The 14082-nt window shown below is 62.0% G+C and carries 13 protein-coding genes and 1 pseudogene; 12 read left to right on the forward strand and 2 right to left on the reverse strand.

Going from position 1 to position 14082, the window contains the following annotated elements; translation table 11 throughout:
* Positions 1–29: 29 nt before the first annotated feature.
* The 4 genes from J2W17_RS14930 (at position 30) to J2W17_RS14945 (ending at position 4734) form a co-directional block, all read left to right on the forward strand.
* Positions 30–1094, forward strand: coding sequence for a M4 family metallopeptidase (locus J2W17_RS14930; RefSeq protein ID WP_307335140.1), 1065 nt, complete (start codon positions 30–32; stop codon positions 1092–1094).
* A complete protein-coding gene (locus tag J2W17_RS14935) occupies positions 1091–1414 on the forward strand; it encodes a protealysin inhibitor emfourin (RefSeq protein WP_307335142.1) in 324 nt (107 codons plus the stop codon). The genes J2W17_RS14930 and J2W17_RS14935 overlap by 4 nt, the downstream gene beginning before the upstream one ends.
* Positions 1415–1703: 289 nt before the next feature.
* On the forward strand, positions 1704–3512 hold the full coding sequence (locus J2W17_RS14940) for a monovalent cation:proton antiporter-2 (CPA2) family protein (RefSeq protein WP_307335144.1): 1809 nt from the start codon (positions 1704–1706) through the stop codon (positions 3510–3512).
* A 112-nt stretch (positions 3513–3624) separates the two neighbouring features.
* The gene (locus tag J2W17_RS14945; protein WP_307335146.1) at positions 3625–4734 is read left to right on the forward strand and encodes a DNA alkylation repair protein; all 1110 of its coding nucleotides are present in this window, start codon (positions 3625–3627) and stop codon (positions 4732–4734) included.
* Here the strand turns inward: J2W17_RS14945 and J2W17_RS14950 are convergent.
* A pseudogene (locus J2W17_RS14950) lies at positions 4715–4867 on the reverse strand (cytochrome B); the annotation flags it as partial. The gene J2W17_RS14945 and the pseudogene J2W17_RS14950 overlap by 20 nt on opposite strands.
* A gap of 100 nt (positions 4868–4967) precedes the next feature.
* Between J2W17_RS14950 and J2W17_RS14955 the strand changes: the two are divergent.
* From J2W17_RS14955 to J2W17_RS14985, 7 genes are read left to right on the forward strand one after another with little or no spacing between them, the layout of a single operon-like run.
* Positions 4968–5645, forward strand: a complete 678-nt coding sequence (locus J2W17_RS14955; protein WP_307335148.1) for a thermostable hemolysin — start codon at positions 4968–4970, stop codon at positions 5643–5645.
* The gene (locus J2W17_RS14960) at positions 5635–7116 is read left to right on the forward strand and encodes an AMP-binding protein (protein ID WP_307335150.1); all 1482 of its coding nucleotides are present in this window, start codon (positions 5635–5637) and stop codon (positions 7114–7116) included. The genes J2W17_RS14955 and J2W17_RS14960 overlap by 11 nt, the downstream gene beginning before the upstream one ends.
* Positions 7113–7787: a TenA family transcriptional regulator gene (locus J2W17_RS14965; protein ID WP_307335152.1), complete on the forward strand. Its 675-nt coding sequence runs from the start codon at positions 7113–7115 to the stop codon at positions 7785–7787. Before J2W17_RS14960 ends, J2W17_RS14965 begins: the two co-directional genes overlap by 4 nt.
* Positions 7774–8583 (forward strand): SDR family oxidoreductase, encoded by an 810-nt coding sequence (locus J2W17_RS14970; protein ID WP_307335154.1) that lies wholly within the window; start codon positions 7774–7776, stop codon positions 8581–8583. The genes J2W17_RS14965 and J2W17_RS14970 overlap by 14 nt, the downstream gene beginning before the upstream one ends.
* Entirely contained in the window at positions 8580–9224 is a 645-nt protein-coding gene (locus J2W17_RS14975; RefSeq protein ID WP_307335156.1) for a tetratricopeptide repeat protein, read from the forward strand. Before J2W17_RS14970 ends, J2W17_RS14975 begins: the two co-directional genes overlap by 4 nt.
* 11 nt (positions 9225–9235) lie before the next feature.
* Positions 9236–9898 carry a response regulator gene (locus J2W17_RS14980; RefSeq protein ID WP_064677521.1) on the forward strand — a complete coding sequence of 221 codons (663 nt, stop codon included), beginning with the start codon at positions 9236–9238 and terminating at the stop codon, positions 9896–9898.
* Positions 9895–11262 (forward strand): ATP-binding protein, encoded by a 1368-nt coding sequence (locus J2W17_RS14985; RefSeq protein ID WP_307335160.1) that lies wholly within the window; start codon positions 9895–9897, stop codon positions 11260–11262. The genes J2W17_RS14980 and J2W17_RS14985 overlap by 4 nt, the downstream gene beginning before the upstream one ends.
* 114 nt (positions 11263–11376) lie before the next feature.
* Here the strand turns inward: J2W17_RS14985 and J2W17_RS14990 are convergent, their stop codons facing one another.
* Positions 11377–12273, reverse strand: a complete 897-nt coding sequence (locus J2W17_RS14990; protein WP_307335162.1) for a LysR family transcriptional regulator — start codon at positions 12271–12273, stop codon at positions 11377–11379.
* A 131-nt stretch (positions 12274–12404) separates the two neighbouring features.
* On the opposite strand from J2W17_RS14990, the gene J2W17_RS14995 reads away from it, so the two are divergent.
* Complete coding sequence (locus J2W17_RS14995; protein ID WP_307335164.1) at positions 12405–14051, forward strand: GMC family oxidoreductase; 1647 nt, start codon at positions 12405–12407, stop codon at positions 14049–14051.
* Positions 14052–14082: the final 31 nt, after the last annotated feature.

Consider the following 14082-nt stretch of genomic DNA (forward strand, 5'->3'; position numbering starts at 1 on the left):
CGACTTCGTACTCAGGAAAGGATGCTCTGATGACCGACTCACGATCATTGTGCAGTTTCATCCCGCCTTACATCCTCAACCGCATTATTGCCCATGGCTCCGAGCGGCAGCGCTCCAGTGCACTGATTACCCTGAGCCATGTGCGCACCCTTCGGCATACGCCGCTGCCACCGGTGCGTTCTGCCGCGGCAACGATACTGGCGCCTTCCGCGCAACCCGGTCAGGTCAGGCGCAGTATCCATGATGCCCAAGGCAAACTGCTCCTGCCAGGGATGCCTGCCCGGCTTGAAGGGCAGCCGGCGACCGGCGATCCGGCGGTCGATGAGGCCTACGATGCCTTGGGCGCCAGCCATGATTTTTTCTGGAAAGTGCTCGGCCGCGACTCCATCGACAACAAGGGTTTTGCGCTGATTGGTAGCGTGCATTACGGCCAGGACTACGAGAATGCCTTCTGGAACGGCGCGCAGATGGTATTCGGTGACGGTGATGGTGAAATTTTCGAACGTTTCACCCGTTCGCTGGATGTGATCGGGCACGAATTGACCCACGGCGTGATTGAAAGCGAGGTCGGCCTGGTTTACGCCAATCAGTCCGGGGCCTTGAATGAATCCATCTCGGACGTGTTCGGGGTGCTGATCAAGCAACATGTGTTGGGCCAGACCGCCGACGAGGCGGACTGGTTGATCGGCGCCGACTTGCTGACACCACGGATAAAGGGCGTCGGCCTGCGTTCGATGGCCCATCCCGGCACCGCCTACGACGACCCGCTGCTGGGCAAGGACCCGCAACCGGATCACATGCGCAAGTTCGTGATCACCCAGGAGGACAACGGTGGCGTGCACATCAATTCCGGCATCCCCAACCGGGCGTTTTATCTGGCTGCCAAGGCGTTCGGTGGCTTTGCCTGGGAAAAGGCCGGCCATATCTGGTATGACACCCTGTGCGATCAAGGCTTGAACAACGAGGCGTCCTTCAGTGACTTCGCGGCGCTGACCGTCGAGCATGCCCGGCGGCGTTTCGGCACCGATGAAGCTGAAGTGGTGCGCCAAGCCTGGTCTGAAACAGGTGTGATCCCGACTCAGGAGCAATCATGAAAACCCTGCCCACACTGGGCGACGATGCCGTGGTACGTCTGTCCCGCCAGGGCGGCGTGGCGGCGATCCATGCCTTGACTCGTCCCCGCAGCATCGAATTTGCGCAATGCAACATTGATCAACGCACGCGGATTTGTTCGGTGCTGGAAGGTTGCCTGGCAATCGAAGACCCGGCCTCCGGGCGAGGTGATCAGCGCTTTTATGAGATTGAAGTGTGCTATCGCATTGGTCAGCAGGACGACCGGATGGTGATGAAGGTGCCTGAAGATCGGGCGCCGGGGGAATTGGTGCATTTGTGGGATAAAGGCGAGGTGTTGTGAATTGGCGGCTTCGGGCGAAGTGAACTTGAGATAGCCTTGTCAGCAAACCGATCTCGCTCCTACAGATAATCGCTGTATATCTGAGACTTCAAGATCAACACACATCTCTTGTGGGAGCGGGCTTGCTCGCGAAAGCAGTGTGCCAGCCGAAAAAGGTGTTGAATATGACGCCGCCTTCGCGAGCAAGCTCGCTCCCACAGGGTAATCAACCCGCTCCCGCACTGGATCTGCGGCAAGTCCTGCCTTTATCCTTGTCGCCCCCGCCGTACCGCATCCGTTGGAGTTCGCCATGCCCCATGAAGGCAACCTGTTGCAAGCCGCTGTCGTGTTTCTGTTCGCGGCGGTGCTCACTGTGCCCCTGGCCAAGCGCCTGCAACTGGGGGCGGTGCTCGGTTATCTGTTTGCCGGCGTTATCATCGGGCCGTCGGTTCTGGGGTTGATCGACAATCCGCAAAGCGTCAGCCACATTTCCGAACTCGGGGTTGTGTTGCTGCTGTTCATCATCGGCCTGGAACTGTCGCCGCGACGCTTGTGGGTCATGCGTAAATCGGTGTTCGGCGTCGGTCTGGCGCAGGTGCTGCTGACGGGTTCGGTGATTGGCGTGTGTGCGCTGTTCGCTTTCGGCCAACCGTTGAACAGCGCCATCGTCCTGGGGCTGGGCCTGGCTTTGTCTTCCACCGCGTTCGGGTTGCAGAGCCTGGCGGAACGCAAGGAGCTGACCAGTCCCCACGGGCGGCTGGCATTCGCGATCCTGCTGTTCCAGGACATCGCCGCGATCCCGCTGATCGCCATGGTGCCGCTGCTGGCCGGCGGTGATCACACCAGCACCGCCACCGACAATTTGAACCACGGTTTGCAGGTGCTGGGCAGCATCGCGGTGGTGGTGATCGGCGGGCGTTATCTGCTGCGCCCGGTGTTCCGGGTAGTGGCCAAGACCGGTTTGCCGGAAGTCTCGACCGCCACCGCATTGCTGGTGGTCATCGGTACGGCATGGTTGATGGATCTGGTCGGCGTCTCGATGGCCCTCGGCGCTTTCCTCGCTGGATTGCTGCTGGCGGATTCCGAATACCGCCACGAACTGGAAGCACAGATCGAGCCGTTCAAGGGTTTGCTGCTGGGGCTGTTTTTCATCAGCGTCGGCATGGGAGCCAACCTGAGCCTGCTGCTCAGCGCACCGATCGTGGTCCTGGGCCTGACCCTGCTGCTGATCGCCATCAAACTGCCGCTGCTGTTTGTCGTCGGCCGGTTGGCCGGTGGCCTGGGCAAGGTCAATGCGATTCGCCTGGGCATCGTGCTGGCAGCGGGCGGTGAATTTGCCTTCGTGGTGTTCAAGATCGGCCGCGATCAGGGCCTGTTCGAGCCACGCCTGTACGACTTGCTGGTGCTGACGATCACCTTGTCCATGGCCGTCACGCCGTTGCTGCTGCTGTTGTGCGCGCGGCTGGTCAGCCCCAAGGTGCAACCGGTGGTGGTGCCGGAGAAATTCCGTGAGATCGATACCGACGCGCCGCGCGTGGTGATCGCCGGCATGGGCCGCATGGGGCAGATCGTGGCGCGGATCCTGCGGGCGCAGAACATCAAGTTCGTGGCCCTGGACACCTCGGTGGAAACCATCGAACTGTCGCGCAGTTTCGGCGGCGTGCCGGTGTTCTACGGCGACCCGATGCGCCCGGAAATCCTCAGCGCGGCCAAGGTCGGTGAGGCGGAGTATTTCGTCATCGCCACGGATGATCCAGACACCAACATCAAGACCGCGGAATTGGTCCACAGACTGTACCCGCACATGAAAATCATCGCCCGGGCCCGCAACCGCCAGCATGTGCACCGTCTGATGGACGTTGGCGCCGAGGCCATTCGCGAAACCTATTATTCGAGCCTGGAAATGAGTCGGCGAACCCTGGTCGGGCTGGGGCTGAGCCAGGCCCAGGCGGATGCGCGGATCAAGCGCTTCAAGCATCACGACGAACAGGTGCTGGAAGCCCAGCATGCGGTATATGACGATGCGGCGAAGGTGTTGCAGACGGCGCAGGAAGCGCGGGCGGAATTGGCGCGGTTGTTTGAATCGGATCAGTTGGAAGAGCAATCGGCGAAAAATTGAGGTGGATGTGCCGGCTGGGTGTCAGGCTTCCAGCGTTATCGTTGACGACCTTCGCGAGCAGGCTCGCTCCCACAGTGTTTTGGGATAAATCACATGCTTGAAGGAATCCACAATGGCTGCTGACCAAAGCGCCCCCGCTCTGAAAGAAATCTTCAACAGCGAGCGCCTTACACACATCGCCACCGAGATGACGGCCGTCTACCCCGCGTTCAACGCCAAGGCCTTCCTGAAAATGGCCAACGAAGGCCTTGAGCAATTGTCGATCATGCAACGCATGGCCAGGGTCAGCGAATGCCTGCATGCGGTGCTGCCGCTCAGTTATGAAGAGTCGCTCGACGTGCTCTACGCCCTCGCCCCCCGACTGAACAGCGGCTTCGTCAGCATCTCGTTGCCGCACTACGTCGCAACCTACGGCGCTGACCAGTTCGAGCGATCGATGGACGCACTCAAATACTTCACCACGTTCGGTTCATCGGAATTCGCGATCCGGCACTTTCTGCGCAGCGATCTGACAGCCACCCTGGCGCAGATGCACCACTGGTCCCTGGATGCCAACGAACATGTCCGGCGCCTGGCCAGCGAAGGCAGCCGACCGCGTCTGCCGTGGTCGTTTCGCCTGGAGCGAATCCAGGCCGACCCGACACTTGCCGCCGCCATTCTCGACAATCTCAAGACCGACGCCAGCCTGTATGTGCGCAAGTCGGTGGCCAACCACCTCAACGACATCACCAAGGACCATCCCGACTGGGTACTCGACCTGATCGAGCGCTGGTCACTGGTAAACAAACATACCGCCTGGATCGCCAGGCATGCCCTGCGCAGCCTGATCAAACAAGGCAACCCGCGGGCGCTGGCAATCATTGGCGCGGGCGGCAAGCCCGAGGTCGAGATCATCGGCGCGAAAGTGGAACCGGCGGTGATCCGCCTGGGAGAAAAAATCAGCCTGTCCTTTACCGTGAAATCCACGGTACCGGACAACCAGCGACTGGTGATCGACTATGCCATCGATTACGTCAAGGCCAACGGCAGCAGCTCGGCGAAGGTATTCAAGCTCAAGGCCCTGACGCTACCGGGCCGGGCCACCGAATACATTGCCCGAGGCCAGCACATCAAGGCGCTCACCACCCGCCGGCATTACCCAGGCAGGCACGCCGTGCATATCCTGGTGAACGGCGAGCGCCTGGCCAGTACAGGGTTCGAGATCATCGCTGACGCGGATTGACCGCATTGCCGGATCGACCGGGCAATATGCGTACCAGCGTGTTATCGCGAACCCAATAGTGATGGAACAATCCCGCCGCGGCATGCGCACCGATCAGCCAGTAACCGGTACTGCCGAGCAATTCGTGCCAGTACAATCTGAAGAAAACGGCGACCATTATCTCGCCACCTTCAGACTTCGTTAAGAATTGCCCCGGATACTCCTCCCACACTGACCCCGGGAGGCGTCTTCCAATGCCCGATTTTGACTGGAACATCCCTCTGCCCCTGCGGTTCGGCCAAGCCGAAACCCCGCAAACGAGTCTGGCCAGAGCCCTGCCGGACGACCCCCAGCGTCCCCTTTTCGAAACCTTTATCCAGCAACGTTTCCGCAAGGCGCACGGGGCCGACATTCGCCATTTCATGCCGGAACTGTTCGGTATGCACACCGCCTCAGGCGCACTGTGTGCGGCGGCCGGCGTCCGTCTGGCCAGCAGCGGACAACTGTTTCTGGAGCGGTATCTGGATGAACCGATCGAGCCGCTGATCAGTGCCGCGGCCGACCGCCCCGTGGACCGGGCCGATATCGTCGAGGTGGGCAATCTGGCTGCCAGCGACACCGGCAGTGCGCGCATGTGCATCATCGCCATCACCTACCTGCTGGCCATGGGAGGCCTGGAATGGGTGGCGTTCACCGGCAACATCGGCCTGGTGAACAGCTTTCATCGCCTGGGTTTGAAACCCGTGAGTCTTTGCGCTGCCGATCCCGCGCGGCTGGGCGACGACCGCCACAGCTGGGGTAGTTATTACGAGAGCAAGCCCTGGGTGCACGTTGGCAACATCCGCGCCGGCTTCGTCCATTTGCGCAACATCGGGATGTTCAATCGCCTGGGATTGCCATCGTCCATCGAGGAATCCAGCCATGTCGCCTGAAATGGAGCGTTTCAGGAAGGCTCTGCGTGGCCATGCCGAACGCAAGACCAATGTCATTGCCCTGTGGGGCGATCAACTGAAAGTGGACTACGCCACGCTATACGCCGAAGTGGTGTATCGCCAGCAGCGGTTGCGTGATGAAAACGTCAAGGTGGTCGCACTAGCGCTGGATAATGGAGCCGAAGCCATACTCTGGGACCTGGCCACGCTGTTCGAAGGCCTGACCTGCCTGGCGTTGCCGGCCTTTTTCAGCCCGGCTCAACGCAGCCATTGCCTGGAGCAGAGCCAGGCCGAGCTGGTGATTGCCGAGCCGGCATTGGACGCCGAGCTGCAAAGCGCCGGGTATGAGAAAGGCGGTGAGTTCTGGCGTCGCCGCTTCAGCGGCCCGAGCCGGATGCCCGAAGGCACCGCCAAACTGACCTTCACGTCCGGCACCACGGGCACTCCCAAAGGCGTGTGCCTGAGTGCCGAAAGCATTCTGCGAGTCGCCCGCGAGCTGGATCAGGCGAGTAAACCCACCGATCCACAGCACCATCTGGCCCTGCTGCCCCTGGCGATCCTGCTGGAAAACATCGGTTGTTATGCCGCGTTATACGCAGGGGCCACGCTGAGCGTGCCGAGTCAGAAAACCCTGGGCATCGAGGGTGCCAGCGGCGTTGATCTGCCGCGATTGCTCGGTTGCCTGGCCCGCCGTACGCCCGAGAGCCTGATCCTGGTGCCGCAGTTGTTGCTGATACTGGTCAACGCCGTCGAGCAAAAGGCCTTCACCCCCCACTCGCTGCGATTTGTCGCGGTGGGGGGCGCGCGGGTAGCCGAGCAATTGCTGCAGCGCGCGCAGCGCGTCGGCCTGCCGGTTTACGAGGGCTACGGATTGTCGGAGTGCGCCTCGGTGGTGTGCCTCAATAAGCCTGAAGCGCGACGCCCCGGCAGTGTCGGCCAGCCCCTGCCGACTGTGCAGATTCGCCTCGCCGACGACGGCGAAGTGCTGATCAAGGGTTCGACCCTGCTCGGTTATCTGGGAGAAGCGCCGCATACCGGTGAATGGTGGCCCAGTGGCGATCTGGGCGAGTTCGATGCCGAGGGTTTCCTCTACCTCAAGGGACGCAAGAAGCATCAATTCGTCACCAGTTTCGGGCGCAACGTGAACCCGGAGTGGGTCGAGGCCGAATTGACTCAGCGCCGTCATATCGCCCAGGCCTTTGTCCATGGCGAAGCCATGCCCCGCAACCATGCGCTGCTCTGGCCCCATCGCCCGGATTGCACCGACGAACAACTGGCAACGGCCGTGACCGAGGCCAACGAGGCCTTGCCCGATTACGCCCAGGTCCATCACTGGAGCCGTCTGGATCAACCCTTCACCGCTGCCAACGGCCTGCTGACCGCCAACGGCCGTCCCCGTCGCGATGCCATCGTCGAGCGTTACCGGGCGCAGCTGACCGAACCCGCCCTTTGCGAGGAATCCGCATCATGAGTTTTTTCGACAGGCTACAAGAAGCGACCCGACACGAACGCCATGAGCTGTTCAACGTGCCCATCATTCGTGACGCTCTCGAAGGCAAGGTCAGCCTGGAAAGTTACCGGGCCTTCCTGGCGCAAGCCTATTACCACGTGCGTCACACCGTGCCACTGATGATGGCGTGCGGGGCGCGACTGCCGTCGCGCCTTGAATGGCTGCGTCAAGCCGTTTGCGAATACATCGAGGAAGAATACGGCCACGAACAGTGGGTACTCAGTGACATCGAGGCGTGCGGAGGCGACAGGGACACGGTGCGCGATGGCCGGCCGTCCTTGCCGATCGAGTTGATGGTCAGCTTCCTCTACGACCTGATCGCCCGGGACAACCCGGTCGGCCTGTTCGGCATGGTCAACGTACTGGAGGGCACCAGCATCGCCCTGGCCACCCATGCCGCCGGCAGCATTCGCGAACGCCTGGATCTGCCGGAAAGCGCCTTCAGTTACCTCAGTTCCCACGGTTCGCTGGACATCGAGCATATGCAGACCTATCGCCAGCTGATGAACAGACTGGAGGATCCGGCCGACCAGGCGGCCGTTATCCATGCGTCCAGGGTCGTATACCGACTCTACGCCGATATGTTCCGGGCCCTGCCACGTGATGAGGAATACCTGCATGCGCCTGTCTGAAGCTCGGGTGGTACTGACCGGTGCCAGTGGCGGCATCGGCCTGGCCATCGCCACCGCGCTGTGTGCCAGTGGCGCCCGGGTGCTGGCGATAGCCCGGCATCGGGAACCGCTGGAGCCGTTGCTCGAGCAATACCCGCAGCATCTGTGCTGGCTTGGCGCCGACCTGACCCTGGTGGCGGACCGGCACAAAGTGCTGGCCGCGGCCGAGATCATTGACGGCATCAACCTGCTGATCAATGCCGCCGGAGTCAATCACTTCGCCATGCTCGAACAACTGGCAGACAGTGACGTTGACGCGATGCTGGCGGTGAACATCAGCGCGCCGATCTGCCTGACCAAAACCTTGCTGCCCCTGCTCAAGCGAGCCGAGAGCGCGATGGTGGTGAACGTCGGCTCGACCTATGGCTCGATCGGCTACCCCGGTTATGCCAGCTACTGCGCCAGCAAATTCGCGTTGCGCGGTTTTTCCGAAGCCTTGCGCCGGGAATTGGCCGATACCCGCGTCGGTGTGCTTTATGTCGCACCCCGTGCGACTCGTACGAGCATGAACAGCCCGGCAGCGCAGGCGTTGAATGACGCGCTCAAATCCAGCGTCGATGATCCGCAACACGTCGCCTCGGCGGTGATGCACGCCATCGCCGGTGACCGCCGCGACTTGTACCTGGGCTGGCCGGAACGCTTCTTCGTGCGCCTCAACAGCTTATTGCCAAACCTGGTGGACCGCGGCTTGCGCAAGCAATTGCCACTGATCCGCCGCCTCAGTCAAAAATCTGAAAACGAGCGTATGGAACCATGAAAAAACTGACCGTTTGCCTGCTGCTGGGGGCCTTGAGCCAGAGCGTCTGGGCCCTGGACGCTGCCGACCAGCAGCGTCTGGCCGGCATCCAGCAAAGCTGGGCGCATATCCAATACGAACTGCCCGCCGAGCAACGCACCGTCGCCTTCGAAAAACTCGCCACCCAGGCGTCGGCCTTTACCCGGGAGCGCGAGTCGGTGGCCGAGGCGTGGATCTGGTCCGGCATCGTCACCAGCAGTTGGGCCGGCGCCCAAGGCGGGCTTGGTGCGCTGAGCAAGGTCAAGGACGCCAAGGTCGATCTGGAAACGGCCCTGAACCTGGACCCCAAAGCCCTGCAAGGTTCGGCCTACACCAGCCTCGGTGCACTGTACGACCGCGTACCGGGCTGGCCCATCGGTTTCGGCGACGCCGACAAGGCCGAGCAATTGCTCAAACACGCCTTGCAACTCAACCCGAACGGCATCGATAGTCTGTACTTCTGGGGCGATCACCTCTACCGTCAAAAACGCTACGGCGAAGCCAGGGGCGCCCTGGAAAAAGCCCTGCAGGCAGCGCCACGACCCGGCCGCGAAACTGCCGACGCCGGGCGCCGTAAAGAGATCCAGGCATTACTGGTGGACGTGAAAAAGAAACTCAACTGACAGGAGTCCGTGTGCGCTTATTACTGATCGAGGACGATATAGCCCTGGGCGAAGGCATCCATCAAGCTCTGGGCCGCGAAGGCTACACGGTCGACTGGTTGCAGGACGGCAGCAGCGCCTTGCATTCACTGCTCAGTGAAACCTTTGACCTGGCGGTGCTTGACCTTGGCCTGCCGCGCATGGACGGGCTCGAAGTGCTGCGTCGCTTGCGTGACAGTGGTTCCAACCTGCCGGTGCTGATCCTCACCGCCCGGGACGCCACCGAAGACCGCATTGCCGGACTGGATGCCGGGGCTGACGATTACCTGATCAAACCCTTCGACCTGGCGGAACTCAAGGCCCGACTACGGGCCTTGTTGCGGCGCAGCGCTGGCCGCGCCCACGCACTGATCGAACACGCCGGCATCAGCCTGAACCCCGGCACCCAGCAGGTCAGCTACCAGGGCGAGCCGGTGGCCCTGACGCCCAAGGAATATCAGCTGTTGCATGAGCTGCTCTCGCCCCCGGGCCGGGTCATGACCCGCGATCACCTGATGCAATTGCTCTACGGCTGGAACGAGGAAGCGGAAAGCAACACCCTGGAGGTGCACATCCACCATCTACGAAAGAAATTTTCCAGCGACCTGATCCGTACCGTCCGGGGTGTCGGTTACCTGGTCGAGGAGCGTCGATGACCTCGATCCGGCGTCGCACCCTGACCCTGATCATCGGCCTGATGCTCGCTGGCCTGGGGGTGATCAGCGTGCTCAACCTGCATGACAGCAACCACGAAATCGCCGAAGTCTACGATGCCCAGTTGGCCCAGAATGCCCGCCTGCTGCAGGGTGTGATGCGCATGCCGATGGCGAGCAAGGAACACGCCGAGTTGTATCAGGCGTTCAACAAGGCCTTGAGCGAAGCGGCACCCGGAGTCGATGGCCATCCCTATGAGAGCAAGCTTGCCTTTCAGGTGTGGAATCGCGCGGGCGAAGTGCTGGTGCATACGGCCAGCGCGCCCTCGTTCTCCGCGCCGCCGACGAAACCCGGCTTCAGCGACGTGGTGGATCTGCATGATCGCCATTGGCGCGCGTTCATGCTCGAGGACAAGCACAATGATTTGCGGATCTGGGTCGGCGAGCGAGACGACGTACGCTCGGACCTGGTGGACCGGATCGTAAGTCATACCCTGTGGCCCAATGTGCTGGGCAGCCTGACGCTCGCAGCCATGGTCTGGATGGCGATCGGCTGGGGCCTCAAGCCTCTGGCGGACATGGCCGCGACACTGCGGGCGCGGCACAGCGGGTCGCTGGAACCCTTGCAACTGACCCCGCTGCCCAGCGAACTGGAACCGATGCAGGCGGCGCTCAATCGCATGCTCGCGCAGATCCAGGAAGTGCTCGGCCGCGAGCGGCGCTTCATCGCCGACGCCGCCCATGAAATGCGCACGCCCCTGGCCGTGCTGCGGGTACACGCACAAAACCTGCTGGAGGCCGGCACTGAACAGGAACGCCGCGAATCCCTGGAATTTCTGATCGCGGGGGTCGATCGTACCAGCCGCCTGGTCAACCAGTTGCTGACCATGGCCCGCCTGGAACCGAACACCGTGCCCCCCGTACTGCACCCCATCGACCTGACAGAAACCGTACGCGCCAGCCTGGTTCAGCTCACCCCCTGGTTGCTGAGTAAAAACCTGGAATTGGCCTTCGACGTCAATGAGCGCCCGATCAAAGTGGTCGCCGACGCCGCCGCCATCGACATTGCCCTGAACAACCTGATCAGCAATGCCGCAAACTTTTCACCCGCTCATGGCGTGATCAGGGTGCAATTGAGCCAGGCCGACGGCTTCTATAACCTGAGCGTCGAGGACCAGGGCCCGGGCATCGACGAAGCGGATCGCGGGCGCTTGTTCGAACGCTTCTACAGTCGCGGGAACACGCAAGGGGCCGGACTGGGCCTGACGATCGTCAACACCATCGCCACTCGGCTGGGAGGACAGATCACTCTGGTCAACCGGCCTGAAGGCGGGTTACGGGCGACCCTGTCGATCCCGGACAAATAGCTCAAGCCACCCTTCGAAACGTGCCCCCCTGTAGGAGCTGGCTTGCCAGCGAAGGCGGGGGGTCAGTCGGCATATGTATTGGCTGATATGACGTCTTCGCTGGCAAGCCAGCTCCTACAGGGGATCTGGGCCCAGCAACAACGCTTGTTCGCGCTCGCACAGCTGCACCACGTAATCCCACAACACCCGCAGCCGCACCGACTTGTGCAACTCCCGCCGCGTGCTGATCCAGTAGCTGCGCTGGATGCTTTCTTGCGGCAACAACGGCACCAGGCCGGGATCGGCGCTGGCCATGTAGCACGGCAACACGGCGATCCCCAACCCCGAGCGCGCGGCCTGTTGCTGGGCGATGACGCTGGTGCTGTGGAAGACCACCCGCGGGTTGCGGCAGAAACTGTTGAGGAACATCAATTCCTGGCTGAACAGCAGATCGTCGACATAGCCGATCCAGGCATGGCGACCCAGATCTTCGCGATTGTGCAGCGCCGGCGAGCGATCCAGGTAGTCCTGGCTGGCATAGAGCGCCAGGCGATAGTCGGTAAGTTTGCGGGTGACCAGCATGTCGGCGGCCGGGCGTTCCAGGTGGATGCTGATCTCGGCTTCGCGATTGAGGATGCTGACGAAGCGCGGCACCGCCACCAGCTCCACTTCCAGTCCCGGATAACGCTCGAACAGGCCGTTCATGCGGCTGGCGAGGAACATGATGCCCAGGCCTTCCGTGATCCCGACGCGAATCTTGCCCAGCGGCGCCGTGGATTGGGTGATCTCTTCCTGGGCCAGCAAGGCGACGTTTTCCATGGCTTCGGCGTGTTTGAGCAGCGCTTCGCCGGCCGGGGTCAGCTCATAGCCCTGGGCGTGCTGGACAAACAGCGCGGTGCCGAGGCTCTTTTCAATGGCCTCGATGTGCCGGGCCACCGTGGCGTGGGTGGTGTTCAAACGGCGGGCCGCGGTGAGCAAACGCCCGCTGCGCTGCAATTCGAGAAAAAACCGCAGGTCATTCCAGTCGAACATGAGTCATCCTTGAGGCTTCGCCATGAAGTCGCTGTCTAAAAACGCACAGCGGCTGCGCAAAAACTAACATTCTTTTGACGAAAGCTAACAACTAGGATGACTGACGACAAGAACAACAAACGAGGTCAGGGATGCAGACTTCCCTTGATGAATTCGACTACATCGTGGTCGGTGCCGGGCCGGCCGGGTGTTTGCTGGCCAATCGGTTGTCGGCCAGCCCGCAACACCGGGTGCTGCTGCTCGAAGCCGGCGGTCGCGACAACTATGCGTGGATTCACATCCCGGTGGGTTACCTGTTCTGCATCGGCAACCCGCGGACCGACTGGTGCTTCAAGACCGAAGCGCAACCCGGCCTGCAAGGCCGGGCACTGAGCTATCCGCGGGGCAAGGTGCTCGGTGGCTGCTCCTCGATCAACGGCATGATCTACATGCGCGGCCAGGCCGGCGACTACGATGGCTGGGCCGCCGACGGCAATGCTGGCTGGAGCTGGAACGATGTGTTGCCGCTGTTCAAGAAAAGCGAAAACCACTTTGCCGGCGATTCGCAGTTTCACGGCGCAGCCGGGGAATGGCGGATCGAGCGTCAACGCCTGTCGTGGCCGATTCTGGATGCCTTCCAACGCGCTGCCGAGGAAAGCGGCATTGCCAGCATCGAAGACTTCAACCAGGGCGACAATGAAGGCTGTGGCTACTTCCAGGTCAATCAGAAGGCCGGGATCCGCTGGAATGCGGCCAAGGCCTTTCTCAAACCGATTCGCCAACGTCCCAATCTCACCGTGCTGACCGGTGTCGAAGTCGACCGCGTGCTGCTGGAGAATGGTCGCGCCTCTGCAGTCGGTGCACGCTGGCAAGGCCAGGCGAAAACCTTCAAGGCGCGCAAGGAGATCGTGCTGTGCGCCGGCGCTGTCGGTTCACCGAGCATCCTCCAGCGCTCCGGGATCGGCCCGCGTCCGCTGCTGCAACGCCTGGGCATCGGCGTCGCCCATGAGCTGCCCGGGGTCGGCGGCAACCTGCAGGATCACCTGCAACTGCGGATGATCTACAAACTGCAGAACGCCCGCACCCTGAACCAGATCGCCGGCAGCCTGTGGGGCAAGATGGGCATGGGCCTGCGCTATCTGTATGACCGCAGCGGCCCGCTGTCCATGGCGCCCAGCCAACTCGGCGCCTTTGCCCGGTCCGGGCCGGAGCAGACCTCGGCCAATCTTGAATACCATGTGCAGCCGCTGTCCCTGGAACGCTTCGGCGAACCTTTGCATGCTTTCCCTGCATTCACCGCTTCGGTCTGCGATCTGCGGCCGCACAGCCGTGGCCGGGTGGAGATTCGCTCCGCCGACCCGCAGGAAGCGCCGCTGATCCAGCCCAACTATTTAAGCCATCCAGAAGATTTGCGGGTCGCGGCCGACGCGATTCGCCTGACCCGGCGCATTGTGTCGGCTCCCGCCTTGCAAGCCTTCAAACCGGTCGAGTACCTGCCCGGCGACAGCTTGCAGAGCGAAACAGAGTTGCACGAAGCCGCCGCGCGCATCGGCACCACGATTTTCCATCCGGTCGGCACCTGCCGCATGGGCGGTGACGCGGATGCGGTGGTCGACGCCGAGCTGCGCGTTCACGGCATCCCGGGCTTGCGCATCGCCGACGCCTCGATCATGCCGCGCATCACCTCGGGCAACACCTGCTCGCCTACGCTGATGATTGCCGAAAAAGCCGCGCAATTGATCCTCAACCCATCGACAAGGAGCCTGACCTCACCCATGGAACGGGTCACGAATGCCTGAACCACGTACGCGATCAATGTAGGAGCTGGCT

The sequence above is a fragment of the Pseudomonas lini genome (assembly GCF_030812475.1).
GTDB classification, from domain to species: Bacteria; Pseudomonadota; Gammaproteobacteria; order Pseudomonadales; family Pseudomonadaceae; genus Aquipseudomonas; species Aquipseudomonas lini_A.

Bases quoted from the DNA above. Each gene is read 5' to 3' on its own strand.
- J2W17_RS14955 (WP_307335148.1), top strand. From the start codon at position 4,968: ATGCCCGATTTTGACTGGAACATCCCTCTGCCCCTGCGGTTCGGCCAA.
- J2W17_RS14930 (WP_307335140.1), top strand. From the start codon at position 30: ATGACCGACTCACGATCATTGTGCAGTTTCATCCCGCCTTACATCCTC.
- J2W17_RS14960 (WP_307335150.1), top strand. From the start codon at position 5,635: ATGTCGCCTGAAATGGAGCGTTTCAGGAAGGCTCTGCGTGGCCATGCC.
- J2W17_RS14945 (WP_307335146.1), top strand. From the start codon at position 3,625: ATGGCTGCTGACCAAAGCGCCCCCGCTCTGAAAGAAATCTTCAACAGC.
- J2W17_RS14935 (WP_307335142.1), top strand. From the start codon at position 1,091: ATGAAAACCCTGCCCACACTGGGCGACGATGCCGTGGTACGTCTGTCC.
- J2W17_RS14970 (WP_307335154.1), top strand. From the start codon at position 7,774: ATGCGCCTGTCTGAAGCTCGGGTGGTACTGACCGGTGCCAGTGGCGGC.
- J2W17_RS14975 (WP_307335156.1), top strand. From the start codon at position 8,580: ATGAAAAAACTGACCGTTTGCCTGCTGCTGGGGGCCTTGAGCCAGAGC.
- J2W17_RS14990 (WP_307335162.1), bottom strand. From the start codon at position 12,273: ATGTTCGACTGGAATGACCTGCGGTTTTTTCTCGAATTGCAGCGCAGC.
- J2W17_RS14965 (WP_307335152.1), top strand. From the start codon at position 7,113: ATGAGTTTTTTCGACAGGCTACAAGAAGCGACCCGACACGAACGCCAT.
- J2W17_RS14940 (WP_307335144.1), top strand. From the start codon at position 1,704: ATGCCCCATGAAGGCAACCTGTTGCAAGCCGCTGTCGTGTTTCTGTTC.
- J2W17_RS14995 (WP_307335164.1), top strand. From the start codon at position 12,405: ATGCAGACTTCCCTTGATGAATTCGACTACATCGTGGTCGGTGCCGGG.
- J2W17_RS14985 (WP_307335160.1), top strand. From the start codon at position 9,895: ATGACCTCGATCCGGCGTCGCACCCTGACCCTGATCATCGGCCTGATG.